At 44.0% G+C, this 15,037-nt stretch carries 17 protein-coding genes; 6 read left to right on the top strand and 11 right to left on the bottom strand.

Features of this window, described 5'->3' with window-relative positions:
- The first annotated feature begins 20 nt into the window (after window positions 1-20).
- The 3 genes from PBV53_RS06660 to PBV53_RS06650 are packed head-to-tail and all read left to right on the top strand — an operon-like array spanning window position 21 to window position 2,647.
- The gene (locus PBV53_RS06660; RefSeq protein ID WP_270096674.1) at window positions 21-1,031 is read left to right on the top strand and encodes a Vms1/Ankzf1 family peptidyl-tRNA hydrolase; all 1,011 of its coding nucleotides are present in this window, start codon (window positions 21-23) and stop codon (window positions 1,029-1,031) included.
- Between the two features lie 11 nt (window positions 1,032-1,042).
- On the top strand, window positions 1,043-1,816 hold the full coding sequence (locus PBV53_RS06655) for a DUF7109 family protein (RefSeq protein WP_270096372.1): 774 nt from the start codon (window positions 1,043-1,045) through the stop codon (window positions 1,814-1,816).
- Window positions 1,817-1,846: 30 nt separating this feature from the next.
- Window positions 1,847-2,647, top strand: coding sequence for a 23S rRNA (uridine(2552)-2'-O)-methyltransferase (locus PBV53_RS06650; RefSeq protein ID WP_270096673.1), 801 nt, complete (start codon window positions 1,847-1,849; stop codon window positions 2,645-2,647).
- An 18-nt stretch (window positions 2,648-2,665) separates the two neighbouring features.
- Here PBV53_RS06650 and PBV53_RS06645 read toward each other — a convergent pair whose 3' ends face one another.
- Window positions 2,666-2,956, bottom strand: a complete 291-nt coding sequence (locus tag PBV53_RS06645; RefSeq protein WP_270096371.1) for a DUF211 domain-containing protein — start codon at window positions 2,954-2,956, stop codon at window positions 2,666-2,668.
- A 209-nt stretch (window positions 2,957-3,165) separates the two neighbouring features.
- Here PBV53_RS06645 and PBV53_RS06640 point away from each other — a divergent pair, with 209 nt between their 5' ends.
- Complete coding sequence (locus PBV53_RS06640; protein ID WP_270096370.1) at window positions 3,166-3,804, top strand: histidinol phosphate phosphatase domain-containing protein; 639 nt, start codon at window positions 3,166-3,168, stop codon at window positions 3,802-3,804.
- 8 nt (window positions 3,805-3,812) lie between these two features.
- Here PBV53_RS06640 and PBV53_RS06635 read toward each other — a convergent pair whose 3' ends face one another.
- From PBV53_RS06635 to PBV53_RS06620, 4 genes are read right to left on the bottom strand one after another with little or no spacing between them, the layout of a single operon-like run.
- Window positions 3,813-4,406: a hypothetical protein gene (locus tag PBV53_RS06635; RefSeq protein WP_270096369.1), complete on the bottom strand. Its 594-nt coding sequence runs from the start codon at window positions 4,404-4,406 to the stop codon at window positions 3,813-3,815.
- A gap of 32 nt (window positions 4,407-4,438) precedes the next feature.
- Window positions 4,439-4,984, bottom strand: a complete 546-nt coding sequence (locus PBV53_RS06630) for an XTP/dITP diphosphatase (RefSeq protein WP_270096368.1) — start codon at window positions 4,982-4,984, stop codon at window positions 4,439-4,441.
- Window positions 4,977-5,549, bottom strand: a complete 573-nt coding sequence (locus tag PBV53_RS06625; protein ID WP_270096367.1) for a Kae1-associated kinase Bud32 — start codon at window positions 5,547-5,549, stop codon at window positions 4,977-4,979. Before PBV53_RS06625 ends, PBV53_RS06630 begins: the two co-directional genes overlap by 8 nt.
- Entirely contained in the window at window positions 5,549-6,556 is a 1,008-nt protein-coding gene (locus PBV53_RS06620; RefSeq protein WP_270096366.1) for a bifunctional N(6)-L-threonylcarbamoyladenine synthase/serine/threonine protein kinase, read from the bottom strand. Before PBV53_RS06620 ends, PBV53_RS06625 begins: the two co-directional genes overlap by 1 nt.
- A gap of 116 nt (window positions 6,557-6,672) precedes the next feature.
- Between PBV53_RS06620 and PBV53_RS06615 the strand changes: the two genes are divergently transcribed.
- Complete coding sequence (locus tag PBV53_RS06615) at window positions 6,673-6,936, top strand: hypothetical protein (protein ID WP_270096365.1); 264 nt, start codon at window positions 6,673-6,675, stop codon at window positions 6,934-6,936.
- A gap of 151 nt (window positions 6,937-7,087) precedes the next feature.
- Here PBV53_RS06615 and PBV53_RS06610 read toward each other — a convergent pair whose 3' ends face one another.
- The 6 genes from PBV53_RS06610 to PBV53_RS06585 form a co-directional block, all read right to left on the bottom strand.
- On the bottom strand, window positions 7,088-8,155 hold the full coding sequence (locus PBV53_RS06610; protein WP_270096364.1) for a hypothetical protein: 1,068 nt from the start codon (window positions 8,153-8,155) through the stop codon (window positions 7,088-7,090).
- Window positions 8,156-8,314: 159 nt separating this feature from the next.
- The gene (locus PBV53_RS06605) at window positions 8,315-9,436 is read right to left on the bottom strand and encodes a DNA topoisomerase IV subunit A (RefSeq protein WP_270096363.1); all 1,122 of its coding nucleotides are present in this window, start codon (window positions 9,434-9,436) and stop codon (window positions 8,315-8,317) included.
- Between the two features lies 1 nt (window position 9,437).
- Complete coding sequence (locus PBV53_RS06600; RefSeq protein WP_270096362.1) at window positions 9,438-11,306, bottom strand: DNA topoisomerase VI subunit B; 1,869 nt, start codon at window positions 11,304-11,306, stop codon at window positions 9,438-9,440.
- 238 nt (window positions 11,307-11,544) lie between these two features.
- The gene (locus tag PBV53_RS06595; RefSeq protein WP_270096361.1) at window positions 11,545-11,976 is read right to left on the bottom strand and encodes a nucleoside deaminase; all 432 of its coding nucleotides are present in this window, start codon (window positions 11,974-11,976) and stop codon (window positions 11,545-11,547) included.
- Between the two features lie 82 nt (window positions 11,977-12,058).
- Window positions 12,059-13,279: a peptidase U32 family protein gene (locus tag PBV53_RS06590; RefSeq protein WP_270096360.1), complete on the bottom strand. Its 1,221-nt coding sequence runs from the start codon at window positions 13,277-13,279 to the stop codon at window positions 12,059-12,061.
- Window positions 13,280-13,367: 88 nt separating this feature from the next.
- A complete protein-coding gene (locus PBV53_RS06585) occupies window positions 13,368-13,694 on the bottom strand; it encodes a hypothetical protein (protein WP_270096359.1) in 327 nt (108 codons plus the stop codon).
- A gap of 140 nt (window positions 13,695-13,834) precedes the next feature.
- On the opposite strand from PBV53_RS06585, the gene PBV53_RS06580 reads away from it, so the two are divergent.
- Window positions 13,835-15,031 carry a multidrug effflux MFS transporter gene (locus tag PBV53_RS06580; RefSeq protein WP_270096358.1) on the top strand — a complete coding sequence of 399 codons (1,197 nt, stop codon included), beginning with the start codon at window positions 13,835-13,837 and terminating at the stop codon, window positions 15,029-15,031.
- Window positions 15,032-15,037: the final 6 nt, after the last annotated feature.

Here is a 15,037-nt window from a genome sequence, read left to right as displayed (position 1 = left end):
GAGAACTTAACTTGAGTCAAATGGATGATAAGAAAAAAGTGGTGGAGAACCTGAACTCCCTTTTCAGCCGGTATTCAGGAAAAGAGAAGTTGGAGAATGAGATAGAGAAGCTACAGTCACATCTACTTGAGATGGAAATCGACAAAAATCGACTTGAAAAGAACGAAACCAACACAAAAAAGGCCATTGCCGCAAAACAGGAAGCTGAACAGAAGCTGAATGAGGCTGATGTACGTATAGAGACACTTACTTACGAACTTGAAGAGCTCAGGAACAAAGGAACGAATGAGAACTCATTTACCCTTATTGAAGAGATAACACCATCGTCTTTCGAACCTTACATCGAAAGGTTAGCATCCATAACTTCCGGCAACGATCCGTTCATCACTGCATACATGACATATGAACAGGTACAGGCCAACGTGATACAGGGAAAACTCACAAAATATCTCGACCAGGATACATTGCAGTTGCTCAAAAAGATAAATTCCAATACAGGATATGCACTGTTCTACGACAATATGAAGATGGTATGTGAGGTAATAGTACCCCCCATACCTATAACCGAAAGTTTAGTGGAGATCGCCGGCTCGTTCAATGTAGGACCACTTACAAAGCTGTTGGACCGGGAAATGACCGTCTGTGTACTTGCAGCCCATGCAGGAGAATCGCTTATAGGAATAACATCAGATAAGACCGTCTTTGATGAGGACATGGTCATAAGAAGCAGTGTCAAGGCAAAACACACAAAAGGCGGATTTAGCCAGAGACGGTTTGAGAGGCTTCGGGATGAAGATATTGCACACCACGCAGATAAGGTCAGAAGTGCACTGAAAGATCTGCTTGCAAGTTCTGTGGTAGACATCGATATGATGTTCCTCTGCGGCGATATTGTCCTTGCCGACCACATAGTGGATGAGATGAATATCGAGATACCGCTGATGGAAAGGAACATTGATGCAAGGATAGAAAAACATGACACCGACAATATTCTGAGAAGTATTTTTAGTTGCCGTCGTTATAGATTATGAGAGATGTTCACATGATAGAGCCGGAAGAACTCGAAGGGATCGTAGGTGCCCTTGGTGCAGCAACTCATGAAGAAGTGATCAATGTTGTGAAAGAGCTTGCCTATGAAAGGGATGAAGATGAGCCTTTGCATGAAGAAATTGAGATAATGTGTGAAAAGGCTGTTTTAGAACATCTTCTTGAGACCATCTCTTCAGAAGAGCTAAGTGAAGAATATGACAAATGTGAAGAGGACGTGGAGTTCTATATCCTTGGGCCTAATGCATTTCCTGAGTATCCGTTCGAACTCAGCGAAGTATTAGATATACTGAAACTTGACAAGCGCGAAATTGATTCGGAAAAGCTCACACAGAGATATTCCGAAAGGCTAAAAGCAAGACTCATGGAACTCAGGCACAATATAGACATATATTCGGAGAATGTGGAAAAGGGCAGGGAATTCTATATCCTTGGACCGGATCCATTTCCTGAACATCCATTCGAACTCAGCGAAGTAATAGCCATACTGAAACCGGACAGGTGCGAAATTGATTCGAAAAAGCTCACACGAAAGAATTCCGAAAGACTAAAAGCAAGATTCACGAAACTAAAGAACAATATAGACAAATGTTCAGAGAATGTGGAAGGTAGTCTGGACATTCCGACACTTGAACGTCAATACAGCGAGCTTCTGAATGTTTACTACGATTATGATTCATGGCTCGAAGGCGGTATTGCAGATATGGAGAACGACATATTAGCACTTAGCAAACAGATCGATTCCCTTGGTACAGCACAAGATATTTGATGTTTGCATGCGATGAGAGGTCAGATAGACATGGCAAGGGATAGAAGAGATACTTATTATTGGAGAGCGAAAGATGAAGGCTACCGCTCAAGGGCAGCCTACAAGCTTTTCCAGATCAATGAAAAACATGAAGTGATCAAAGAAGGCGATACTATCGTGGACCTGGGTGCCGCTCCAGGAGGATGGTTGGAAGTCGCCAAGAAGATCTCCGGCGGAAAGATAGTAGGAGTTGACCTTCGCCGCATAAAGGAGATCGAAGGTGTGGAGACCATCAAAGGAGATATCACATCTGACGAAACGATCAAAAAGATAATAGAACTGGTAGGTGAAGGAGGCGTTGATGTAGTTATATGTGATGCTGCACCAAACCTTTCAGGCAACTGGAGCCTTGACCATGCACGTTCCATCGACCTTACCACATCTGCCCTTGAATGTGCAAAGAAGATCCTTAAACCAAAGGGACATTTTATTGTGAAAGTATTTCAGGGTGATATGTTCAAAGAATACATGGACAAAGTTCGCGACAGTTTCACGTACACCCGTGCGTTCTCACCAAAAGCCTCAAGGCCAGAGAGTGCAGAGATCTATGTCATCGGTAAGAAATTCCTTACAGCCCCCTTGAAGATCGATGATAAGTTCGATGTCACCATCAAGAAGATAGGAGCAAAAGGGAACGGTATAGCCTTTGTTGAAGACTTTGTCGTTTTTATGCAGGACGAAGTTAAAAAAGGAGAGAACGTCCGTATAAAGATAGTAGACGTTAAACCGGAATTTGCTTTTGCAATTGTCATTGGACGTTATGCGCCTGATGGATCAAAAAAAGAAGAATGAAGAATAAGGTGATATCCTTCAGCGATCCTGAAGGGTTTCCACTTCTTCCACAAGGAGCGAGCCGGCAGCGACCTCATCTATGCTGTGAATGACCGCTCCAAGTTTTTCGATCTCCTTTTTTACCACTTCATATTCAATATTATCACCTTCGATGGTGATCTTGATGTTCTCTGTCCTCTGGTCAACCTCATACAGACCTATATTCACACCCGTAACACCATCAACAACACTCAACTTTCCAGCCAGTTCGATAGTAGAGGGATGATGGGGTTTTAATACATCCAGAACCAATCTTCGAATTCTTGTCAATTTGTTCAGCCTTCCCAAAAACTTCTGGTCAATTCGGAGAGTAATAGAAATATAGATAATTATCTGATAATTAACAATTTAAGTTTTGTCAGCAAACCTTATATAAACATTGATAAGAATACTGTTCGTACACAAACGATTCATATGAACAGGACATTAAAAACAAAAATTAATTCATAATTCATACAATAAAAATCCCAGGTGAGTACATGATCGACCTACACACACACACCATTTTCAGTGATGGAGAACTTATTCCAAGTGAACTTGTACGAAGAGCTGTTACTTTTGGATACAGAGGCATCGGGATTACAGACCATGCTGATCTTACCAACGTGGAACACATACTCTCATGCATCAAGAAAGCAAAATACATGGAAGAGGTCATGGACATCAGAATTATCCCCGGAGTTGAGATAACACACGTACACCCTGATAAGATAGCGTCTCTTGCAAAGATGGCAAGGGAACTTGGAGCAGAGATAGTTGTCGTTCACGGAGAAAGCCCGGTGGAACCTGTTGCACCTGGTACGAACGCTGCAGCAATTGCCTGTGAGGATGTTGATATTCTTGCACACCCCGGTTTTATCACCGAGGAAGAAGCACAGATGGCTGCCGACAATGGGACCTGCCTTGAGATAACCGCAAGGAACGGTCACAACAGAACGAACGGACACGTTGCAAGGCTCGGAACAGAAGTTGGTGCGACCATGGTGGTCAATACGGACACCCACAGTCCGGAAGATCTCATCACAAAAGAGACTGCACTCAAGATCGCCATGGGTGCAGGACTAACTGAGTCACAGGCAAAGAAAGTGCTTGAGAACTCTGTGCGCTTTATCGAGTAAAACGGTTATTAAAAGTGGGTGAGGGTGTATTTGCCCTCACCTTCTACGAACACAAGTTCGAATACGAATTCCCCTGAGATCGGCCCTTCGAGCACGACACCCTTGTCATGACCTGAAGCAGAGCCGTCATCATCAATGACCCAAACGCCTCCGTCATTGGAGATCCCTTTCCTGAACTCTATAGCGTCACCATCGATATGAACACGTGTTTTGAAACCTTCGGAATAGCTACAAAGAATGGTGTTCTTTTCCAATGCCCATGCCGTATTGGTAAGATTACCATCCATATCCGGATCAGGATCGACACCGAATGAGACATATTCCACATGTTCCGGCAATGAAAGATCAAGGACACCCATAATGCCTGCAACATCATTACTTGAGATATCCCTGGCATAACCATTCTGAATAGATGAAATAACGAGTCCAACATCCTCGAGTTGTTTGTCCACATGAGCATCATCGATCACAGGAAAAATGTTGTTCCACGAAAATGCGGTCATCAGTATTATCATGCCTGCAATTGAAAGATAGAACACCATCTTCAACGGTATAGTGTCAACACCCCGAGTATCAGCTAAGAAGCGTTGAAGGGAGTTCATATCATCCACCTATAAATTGCAGTATCATGGGTTCAGTCAAGCCAGGCGAAGAACTTGTCCAATGCCCTTTTGCGATGAGACATCTTATTTTTTTCCTCGGTACCAAGCTCGCCGAACGTCTGACCTTTATAATCGAAGATAGGGTCGTAACCAAAGCCACCACTTCCACGCTCTTCGTAGGCGATCTCACCTTCGACGGTACCGGTAAAGGTCACAGGTTCCCCCCCGGGTTCGCAATAGCCGATGACCGACTTAAAAACAGCACCCCGTTCAGTCTCATCTTCCATGAGCTTTAAGACCCTCTGATTACCAAGATTTTCTTCCACGAATGCGGAATAAGGACCCGGAAAACCATTCAGTGCATTGATGAAAAGACCCGAGTCATCCACCATTACAGGATGTTTTAACTTTTCAGCACAGTATTTTGCACCATATGCAGCTATAGGTTCAAGTTCGTCTTCCTGAAGTTCAGGATAGCCACCCTTATTCTGAATAAGTTCAATGTCCTTGGCTGCAAGTATCTCTTTTGCCTCACTGAACTTACCTTTATTTCCTGTCACAAATACCATTTCACGCATAACGACCCCTCTTTTCAATCTCTTTAACTCTATCCAGCACTTCATCCGCCATATCAAGGGTTATCCTGTAACCACGGCTGAAGGCCTTAATCAATTCCTCATGATCCGAATGTGTGCTCTCAAGTGTCTGGAACAGAACATGGATATCAACACCCCTCGATTCGACCGATCCATCCACATATGCGAGCCCGAAATCGATAAGGTAGATACGATCACCACTGTAAAGCATATTGGAAGTTGTCAGATCCCCATGGATGATACCACCACTGTGAAGCCTTCCGATAAGCTTGCCCATAAGCTTACACATCGTTTCATCAATAACATATTTTACAGGTTTGCCATCGATATATTCCATTTCGATGGTAAAATCATAAATATCATGTATTATCGGAGTAGGTACTCCACAACGCCTTGCATCTGACATCAATCGAGCTTCTGCACGCGTCCTTTCCTTGCGTATCCTCTCGTCGAGTTCCGCAACCCTGTATCTTTTGGGGATACGGTCCTTGATGATATAACCGTCTTTAAGGGAAACCACAGCTTCAGCTCCGCTTTGAAGATACATCACAGAACCTCCTGTTCATCAGTTATCCAGGTCACATCGACAGTATCCGGCCTGAAGCTCGGGTCCACATGAGAACTTTCGATCGGTAAAGTGGTCCCTGAATTGAACATCAACAGACCTGTATAAGCTATCATGGCACCATTGTCACCCATGAAACGTTTTTCAGGCACGTAGAAGCTCGCACCCCTGTCCTCACACATGAGATCAAGCATCTCACGAAGCCGCATGTTCGCACCCACACCCCCTGCAAGAAGCACTTCGCTCTTACCAGTATGGGCCAGTGCACGCTCGGTCACCTCCACAAGCATTGCAAAAGCATTCTCCTGGAAAGAATAACAGACATCTTCAAGAGAATTATCCTTCAAAGCATCCGTTGCAGCCGTGGATAGCCCTGAAAATGAGAAATCCATACCCTTTACAACATATGGCATTTTCACATAATTAGTAGCTTTCCTGGCATACTCTTCCACCTTGGGACCACCCGGATGGGTCAGCCCTGCGCCCCTTGCAAATTTATCGAGGGCATTCCCTATGCCGATATCAAGGGTTTCCCCGAATATCCTATACTTGCCAGCCCTGTGGGCAAGCACCTGCGAATTCCCGCCACTGACATACAGCACCACAGGGTTAACTGCCGGTGTTTTCCAGCGTCCGATCTCAACATGCCCTATACAGTGGTTCACACCCACAAGCGGAATATCCAGCGACAATGCCAGCGCCCTTGCAGATGTCGCAACTGTCCTCAGACATGCCCCCAAACCCGGCCCCTGTGAGAATGCAATAGCATCTATATTTTCAGGAGAATGACCTTTATCCCTATATTCCTTCAGTAATCTTTCAATGACATTCGATGCATGCAAAGCATGATGCTGTGCAGCTTCCCTTGGATGAATACCTCCGGTCTTTGGGCGATATGTCTCAGTCACCTCTGCTATAACATCATCTTCGTCAACAATTGCTGCGCTTAAATTCCAGGCTGTGCCTTCTATACCGAGAACAGTTGTCAATAAATTAGTCTCCTTTTGGGAATAATGGTTTTTGTGTGTATTAGATTTAATGGATTACATATAACTTGTCATTCCATTGAGAAACGTTTTAGTACTTAGCAAACTAATCCACACCCATGGAAGAAAAGGAATCAACAGCAAAAAACCCTGAGTTCAAAAACAAGGAAATGCTCCACACTGTCGGGGAAACGAACCTTGGCCTTCACATTCCACCATCCTTAAGCAATGAACTACCTGCCCTTGATGGCATCGAGTATATGCCACACAAGTCAGCAGGATTACAGTCCGCTTCTGATATGTGGATAGACAAAGCAAGGATGACAGACGGTCTTCAGAACAAGCCTGTCATAGAGAAGATCCTGAAAGGCAGGACACTCTAAAACCTCTATTTTTTTCTTATACATTCTTTTCTACATCTTTTTTAAGGGAAGCTCATGCAGTCATAATAATTTAGCCCCTACTGATCAGCACACATAAATGAAGTATAAGTGGATGAAAGCATACAATTTCATCCGGTTAATATTACATCGATCAGATAGTCTCCAGAAGTTCGTCCAAAGTAAGGGATCTATCGAACTGAGTAACTCGTCCATCATCGGTCAGCGTAAATTTGCCCTGTGAAGCACCAGTGACCACAAAGTGTTCCGGACCAAAATCTTTGGTATCAGTCCATGTGTCATTATTCAGGTAAAGGAAAACCCTTTCCAGGGGAGAAAAAGATGCTTCATCCTCCGCATCTATGGAAACGTAACCGTCACTTCCACCCTGTATTCTAACTATAACTTCTTTTTCTGGCAATGGATTTTTGAGATAGCCACCCACACTGATAATGACATCAGTATAGAGAACATCATGCCAACCCAGATCATAGATATCATCGGTTGGCCTCATTCCGTCAGCAGTGTTCCATTTACTTGGAAGTACTTCCTTGACCGTACCTATTAAAATTATATCAGACCGATCGCTCAGATCTTCATAGCTTAAGAATTCAAGTTCACCACTTACAGCAATATTTATTTTCCCCGTAGTATTATCGACATCTTCAACTGCCAATTCAATGGGTTCTTTCCCATTCACGACATCTATGGTGAAGTTATTGGATTCTGCCATTCCAATCCAGTAAGGTTTTGTAATTGATTCACCCCTTGAAGTGTGATATACGGCATTAAGTATATACTCGCCATTATCCAAGTTCCAACACTTTGAATTAAAGGTAGCATTAAGAGATTGACCAGGATGGAGTTCAACAAGATCATCATTATTTAAAGGCACTCTTGAAATTACTCCACATTCATATGGCACTTTAGAACCATTTGGAAATAAGAAATTAATATCATAACTCACTTGTTCTTCCATCTTCCACACATTGATAGTTTTGTTACCAACGTTTGTTAACATCAAGTGAATTTTGAAAATTTCACCTTCCTGTACCTGTGTCTTTTCAGGCACTAGAATAAAATTCAATTCACCGATCTGCTGATCGGGTTCTTTTGAATCTATACATCCCCCTGCAAGCAACATTGAGCCAATTAGGAGCAGTATTAGTATTATTTTGCTAATTTCTATATTGCTGAGATCTTTGATGTATTTAAAATCCATCCCCACCTAAGCAATAAATTAGGCATAAGAGTTATATTATTTTTTCTGTTCGCCATTTTCTTTATTGACACACAAAATTGACAAGTATGTCAAAATTGTGTTTTAGTCAATTTGAGGGGGGCGCAGATCCTAATTATTTTCAAAAAAAATATGAGAGGATCATATAATATCCATCTCACTCAACCTGTTCGGCAGGTACGTATCAGTTACAAAATCAAGACCCTTTCCGGCAAAAGCTTGTTGTTCCGCCTTTTTCTTGATACTAAGCTGTAAGCTTATCTGCTCTTTCCAGTAATCGTTTGCGAACCTCGGATCTGTAAGCTCACTTCTGAGAGCATCAATATCCTTGTCAGTCAGCTTATCGGTTGAAAGCTCATACTCAACGATATCCGTTGGCTGAACACCAATGAACTTTGCAGCTGGGGTTGCCATGAACTCTGAAAGATGGGCACTCTTGATAGCACCGTATGCGACTGAAGCGAAGATCCTGTAAGACCAGGGATCGCCATCAGTGAAGACAACGACAGGGATACCAAGCTCCTCGTTCATCCTCTTGATAAGACGGCGTGTTGACCTTGCAGGCTGTCCTTTCAGGTGTACAAGTATAGCATTGTACTTCTCATCAAAGCCGTTCTCAATAAGCCTTGCATACATACCACCAGTCTCTATGGCAATGATGAACTTGGCATCGTGGTCAAGGAACTCGATGTTCTCCACATTGAAAGGGATCTGATAGCCACTTTCACCGATATCTTCCTGACAGTGAATGATACGGGAGCCACGTTTGGTCTCCTCTCGTATCCTTATCGGACCGAACATTGTCGCACCATCTTCTTCAGGACGCATATGGAAATATTCCCTCTGAAGGGACGTGATGATCTCAAGGTCTTCAATGAGGCGATTGCTCTCCGCCTGCTCGCGGAATTTAGCAATATCCCAGTTCTCGGAGATATAGTACAGCTCCCTTAAGGTCGAACCACGGTCCTGTGCCAGATGGTTCTTCACAAGGAAATCGATGGAATGTACGGTCTTAAGCAACTGGAAAGCCCCTTTGACCGTTTTTGCGGTCCTTTGGGTTTCCTTATCACCATATACCCACACATCACTCTCATTACTGTATTCGATATTGTTCTTGGTACGGCTGGATATAGACACGTTTGGAACGGTCTCATCAATGAACTGGTCGTACAGCCCCTCTGCTAAGCCCATCAGCCTGTTCTTTGCCAGATGGTCGTTCTGTTTTTTCTGCTCTGTGTAATTGGAATTAATAGTATCTACCATTTCAGATCAACCCTTTGATAGCTTTCGCACCTGTGACCAGCTCTTCATCCAGACCTTCAACGATCAATTGAGGTAGCCTCTTTATCTCGTCCTCGCTCATGGAACTCAACGAATATGTTATCGCTTTAGAGCCTTCAGGAGAAACCTTCATAGCCCATACATAATCAAAATCACTGCCCATGGAGATCACCTTTGGTTCTGGCGATACATCACTTATCTCATAAGGAAGCATATCGTGCAGCTTGAACTCCGTAAGCTTACTGCCAAAATTCTTCACTTTAATTGTGACCGCTGCATCCCCGTTAGCCCCATGTTCCACATTGCGCATAACAAGAAGATTACCCATTACCTTTGCGACTACCGGATTGATGTCCGGAAGATCACGCTCAAGTGTATCCGCAAGTTTCTGGGCCATCTTAGGCAATACCTTAGTGATGATGATCTCCTTCTCACGCCTTTTCTTAAGTGAGACCTGTCGATTCAGATAACGGTTCATCTTCCTCGAGACCTCTTTAATTGCAAGTTCCACCTCATCCCTTATCTCAGGAATATCAGCAATGGCATCCTTGGATTCTGATGTGAACGGTACGTTCGTAGAAGCCACATGGATAAGCAGGACAACCGGACCTGAGGGCATTCCGCCTCCGGGCTGGTTCAGACCATACTGTTTCCACTTGATGCCTTCGACAGCATGGGTCGAGGCACATCCACCCTGTTGATAAAGCAAGGGAACACGGTTTGCAAATCTCATGATATCAATACGATCATCTTTCTGGAGACCACCACCGTATGCGATACCGACCTCCACAACGAAAGGATTGCCTGAAAATACAGAAGGGCTACGAGTGGTCGTTGCAATGAAATCAACATTGAACTCCTTTTCAAGACCTTTGTAGATGAGTTCCTCACCAATAGGAGAAAGACAATCCGTCGGTGGCGCCATGATCTTCACTTTTTTGAAGGCATCCAGTAATTTCTTTGTCTGGTCCCTTGTAAGCTCCGAAGGTACCATCTCCGTATCAAGTCCCGCTGCCTTGCAGATCTCCTCGGCTGTAAGCAGACCTATCTTGGAGAACGAATAGCGTAAGAACGGAGCTAATTTCTGGCGGTCGGTGTAGCGCAGCATCTTCATGAGAGTACCAAGCTCAATTCCATGAGGATGCGGCAATATTTCCTTTGCAGGAATTGGAAGCTTGTCGGTAGCCCTATCAAATATGACCTCATTGCCATCCGGCTCTATCAAAGTGAGCCGTGCATGAGGATTAACGATAGCAGTTGCCTTCAGATATTCATAGATGGACTGTCTGCGTCCCTTTACATAAGACGCTTCCATTTCCAGCTCCACACGAGTACCATGCGGCCTATCCCAGTCGATCACCTCATCAAGAAGGATCTCAGGGTCATTGGTACTGGTATTTATCATTACTTCATAGTGATGCGCAGGGGAATCCGGACCGATCTTGGAAATGACACTTGTCGGATGACCTGATGTCAATTGTGCATAAAGGACAGAAGCTGAAATACCAATACCCTGTTGACCCCGGCTTTGTTTCAGTGCATGGAAACGTGAGCCGTAGAGCAACTTGGCAAATACCTTGGGTATTTGCTCTTTAACGATACCAGGACCATTGTCCTCTACTATAACACTTACATTATCCTTTCCGACACGCTCGATATGAAGCAAGATATCAGGAAGGATCTCTGCTTCCTCACATGCATCAAGGGAATTGTCCACTGCTTCTTTTACGGTAGTTATAAGACTACGCGGAGCAGAGTCAAAACCAAGAATCTGCCGGTTCTTCTCAAAGAATTCTGCAACACTTATTGCTTGCTGCTTTTTTGCAAGTTCTTCTGCAATTGGGGCTGCCATATAATACTCATCCTACATTACTAAAAAATTGGTTGAAACAACGACTATACATTTTCTGATAGAAATATCAGGAGCTATTGACTGTGATCATTAAAAAATAGAATGCAAGATATTTATTCGTTTGCAGCCATTTTAAATTTCAGCATGATCACTACAATAGATCTCTGCGAACCAGATCCACTAAATGACATACCGGGGCAGGATACTACACCGAACACCATAGCAGATCATGTTAAGATCATTTTCCAATATCTTCGTTCCAGAGTTCCGGCTCTTTACTGATAAAATCATCCATCATTGCCACACATTCATCAAGGTCAAGGTCGACCACTTCAACCCCATGGGATTCCATAAATTCCCTTGCTCCTGAGAAGGTCCTGGATTCGCCAACAATTACCTTTTTTATGCCAAATTGTACTACAGCACCGGCACAAAGATAGCAGGGCATCAAAGTGGAATAAAGAATTGAATCGCGATAGCTCCCAACCCGTCCGGCATCCCTGAGGCATGAAATTTCAGCATGTGCCATTGGATCATCCTGTTGGACACGTAAATTGTGACCCTTACCGATAATTAGATCATCCCTTACAAGAACCGAACCAATGGGAATGCCACCACTATTAAGTCCCGATCTCGCTTCATCTATTGCTGCCTGCATAAATTCATCCATATATTTACACCCCGAGAATTCAAATAGAAATATTAATATGTATAAATATATTAAAGATTATAAATGTTTTGAAAAAAAGGATTCAGTCCGGGATCTCCAACCTGTAGACCCTGTCATTTTCACGCACCTTATCCTTGACAGCAATTCCCACGACATCCCCTGAGGATGCAGATAGGACAGGACCTTCATCCGACCTTATCTCAGTGACATCCTGTTCAAAGTATGTACTTTTGCCTTCGATGATAATGTGGTCTCCAACAGCGAGACCCGTTTCTAGAAGCTTTACTTCTGCCGCCCCACTCTTCCGGAAATAATTGATAACCACGCCTACAGCATGTCTTTTGGTAGTTGATACGTTCATATCAGATTCGATGGAAATACCATCCGGACCGGGTACCCCGAAGTAGAACCCTGTGGAAAAGCCACGGTTAAAGACCGAAGCCAGCTCTTCTTTCCATGACCTCGCTTTTTCAAGTGTGTACGAACCATCACAATAGGAATCGAGGGCTTCACGATAACAGCGGGATACCGTAGATGTATATCTCGCATCCTTCAACCTGCCTTCGACCTTGAAAGCATCCACACCAGCATCGATCAGCTCAGGGATGTGTTCGATCATGCACAGGTCCCTTGCACTTAACAGATATTTCCCTTCAAGGTCGACCTCGCTGCCATCCTCACCAACAAGTTTCCAACCCCATCGGCACGGTTGGGAACATTCACCACAATTAGCGGACTTGCCGAGAACATAAGCGGAAAGGTAGCACCTGCCTGAGATAGCCTGACACATGGCACCATGAATGAAAACCTCAAGCTCAATATCGGTGTTCCGGCGAATCTCCTTTATGTTCTCCATACTGAGCTCCCTTGCCAGAACGACCCGGGAAGCCCCCAGGGAACCATAGAATTCCACTGTCTGCCAATTCGATACATTCGCCTGAGTAGATATGTGAACCCTCAGACCGGCATCAACTGCCTTTGTAATAACTGCCGGATCCCACGCAATGACAGCATCCACATCCGAGGATGCTACAGAATCGATAACGACATCAAGATCATCAATGTCATCGGGATAGATAACCGTGTTCAGCGCAAGATAAGCATTGAGGTCATTCTCTTTGATATCCCCTATAAAATCGTTGAGACCATCAAGAGTAATATCACATGCCCTTGCCCTGAGACTGAACCTGTCGATAGAGAAGTAGACCCCGTCTGCATAGTCCCTGCACGCAGCCAGAGCTGCACGATTCTTGACACCCATCATAAGTTCAGGGATCTTTACAGATGATCCAGAGCAGTTCATGGAGTAGCATCGTAAATGATAGTTTAAATCAGTTATTGTTGGAAAAGAAAAAAGGAGACAGAGAGATATTAATCAACTCTTAAGGGCATCATTCCCCGACAAATGGACGGGATACTCTGATAATAATAACTGACACCAGACCCCAGGCAAATGGAAGCCAGAGTGGGATGTTAAAGAAAAAAGCAGCAGCGTATGTCCAGACCCCGAGATAAGTGCCGATGAACTCTGCACTACATCCAATGATGACACCGGATACAAATACAATATTATCCCCTTTCTCAGACCAGAAATATTCACGTATGCCATATATCGATAATATCAGAAAGGTTAGCAAAAGGTTGTTTTCCCAGAATTGTACTGCCACGATCAGTGCTAGCACAAAGATTAACAGGTCCCTGAAGATCGCTTTTTTCATGTAGTTCTCCATGTAGCATTAGAAGCCATAATTATATAAATAAAATTGGGGGCTTATATTCGATGCTACTTGTTTATATTAAAAGGAAGAACAAACACCATCAGACCTATAGACCACAAATAAAGTTAAAGGATGTAACAATGTCATTTCAACAAAGAGAAAGCAGCATAGATGGGAAGTTAAAGGGTTCAGTGCCTCTCCTTGCACTTCTAACGGCATTTCCTGCACTTTCGACTGACATGATCCTACCAGCCATCCCGCTACTTGCGGAGACCTGGAACCATTCCCTTGCTTATATTAACCTGATCCTGATATGTTTTTTTGTCACGTTTGGGTTCTTTCTTCTCTTCTACGGTCCGATCTCAGACCGTTTTGGCCGCCGTCGCCCTTTGCTTTTTGGACTTGGTGTGTACATACTTGCAAGCGTGCTCTGTGCTCTTGCTACCAGTGCTCAAATGCTGATAATCTTTCGAATACTTCAGGCTTCAGGAGCAGCAGCAAGTTCATCATTGTCCATGGCTATGACCAAGGATATATTTTCTGGAAAGGAGAGAGAAAGGATCCTTGCTCACATAGCGATCATCATGGCCCTTGCCCCAATGATGGCTCCGGTCCTCGGCGGCTGGATACTGGTAAATCTTTCATGGCCCTGGATATTCATTATTCAGGGTTTTCTGGGAGTTATCGGGCTTTTTGGGGTCATACGCTTTCCAGAAACTCTACCCCATACATCCAATGCCCCTCTTTCCAGGGTCATGCATGCTTATGGCCGGTTGATGCTAAACCCATCCTATGTTGTCATGGTCTTTATCGTTTCAGCAACTCTTTTTCCAATGTACAGCTTCATTGCAGGCTCTTCTGCCATCTACATAAATGGATTCGGCCTGACCGAACAGAAATATAGCTACTTTTTTGCCTTTAATGCCCTTGCCCTGATGATGGGATCCTTTTTTTGCCTTCGGTTAACAAGATCCATCAATTCAAAGCATCTGATGACGTTCGGTTTTGTAGGCATTTTACTAGGTGGACTTTTCCTCATAATGAACAAACATCAAAGCCCCTGGGGTTTTGCTCTTCCCATGTTCCTCGTTACATTCTCGATCGGTTTGAGCCGTCCCCCTAGCAACAACCTTGTGCTTGAACAGGTTGATAGATATGCGGGTTCAGCTTCTTCTCTGCTCATCTTCACATATTTCACCATGGGTGCCATTGGAATGTGGCTCATCTCCCATGAATGGGCAGACAAGATACACGTACTTGGATCGATCGCTCTTGGGTGTAGTTCCCTGGTTCTGGTTGCATGGTTGATCTTGCAAAAAAAGGGAATAGGAAGCTAAATCAAA

This window comes from Methanococcoides alaskense, assembly GCF_027594145.1.
Lineage (GTDB): Archaea > Halobacteriota > Methanosarcinia > Methanosarcinales > Methanosarcinaceae > Methanococcoides > Methanococcoides alaskense.
Note: the sequence above shows the minus strand (reverse complement) of the source record. Positions and strands in the feature narration are given on the sequence as shown.

What these genes read in the sequence shown, in the direction of transcription:
- PBV53_RS06625 (WP_270096367.1), bottom strand. Translation starts at nt 5,549, where the DNA reads ATGTATCTTCAAAGCGGAGCTGAAGCTGTGGTTTCCCTTAAAGACGGT.
- PBV53_RS06630 (WP_270096368.1), bottom strand. Translation starts at nt 4,984, where the DNA reads ATGCGTGAAATGGTATTTGTGACAGGAAATAAAGGTAAGTTCAGTGAG.
- PBV53_RS06610 (WP_270096364.1), bottom strand. Translation starts at nt 8,155, where the DNA reads ATGGATTTTAAATACATCAAAGATCTCAGCAATATAGAAATTAGCAAA.
- PBV53_RS06600 (WP_270096362.1), bottom strand. Translation starts at nt 11,306, where the DNA reads ATGGCAGCCCCAATTGCAGAAGAACTTGCAAAAAAGCAGCAAGCAATA.
- PBV53_RS06650 (WP_270096673.1), top strand. Translation starts at nt 1,847, where the DNA reads ATGGCAAGGGATAGAAGAGATACTTATTATTGGAGAGCGAAAGATGAA.
- PBV53_RS06635 (WP_270096369.1), bottom strand. Translation starts at nt 4,406, where the DNA reads ATGAACTCCCTTCAACGCTTCTTAGCTGATACTCGGGGTGTTGACACT.
- PBV53_RS06640 (WP_270096370.1), top strand. Translation starts at nt 3,166, where the DNA reads ATGATCGACCTACACACACACACCATTTTCAGTGATGGAGAACTTATT.
- PBV53_RS06660 (WP_270096674.1), top strand. Translation starts at nt 21, where the DNA reads ATGGATGATAAGAAAAAAGTGGTGGAGAACCTGAACTCCCTTTTCAGC.
- PBV53_RS06585 (WP_270096359.1), bottom strand. Translation starts at nt 13,694, where the DNA reads ATGAAAAAAGCGATCTTCAGGGACCTGTTAATCTTTGTGCTAGCACTG.
- PBV53_RS06655 (WP_270096372.1), top strand. Translation starts at nt 1,043, where the DNA reads ATGATAGAGCCGGAAGAACTCGAAGGGATCGTAGGTGCCCTTGGTGCA.
- PBV53_RS06595 (WP_270096361.1), bottom strand. Translation starts at nt 11,976, where the DNA reads ATGGATGAATTTATGCAGGCAGCAATAGATGAAGCGAGATCGGGACTT.
- PBV53_RS06605 (WP_270096363.1), bottom strand. Translation starts at nt 9,436, where the DNA reads ATGGTAGATACTATTAATTCCAATTACACAGAGCAGAAAAAACAGAAC.
- PBV53_RS06590 (WP_270096360.1), bottom strand. Translation starts at nt 13,279, where the DNA reads ATGAACTGCTCTGGATCATCTGTAAAGATCCCTGAACTTATGATGGGT.
- PBV53_RS06615 (WP_270096365.1), top strand. Translation starts at nt 6,673, where the DNA reads ATGGAAGAAAAGGAATCAACAGCAAAAAACCCTGAGTTCAAAAACAAG.
- PBV53_RS06580 (WP_270096358.1), top strand. Translation starts at nt 13,835, where the DNA reads ATGTCATTTCAACAAAGAGAAAGCAGCATAGATGGGAAGTTAAAGGGT.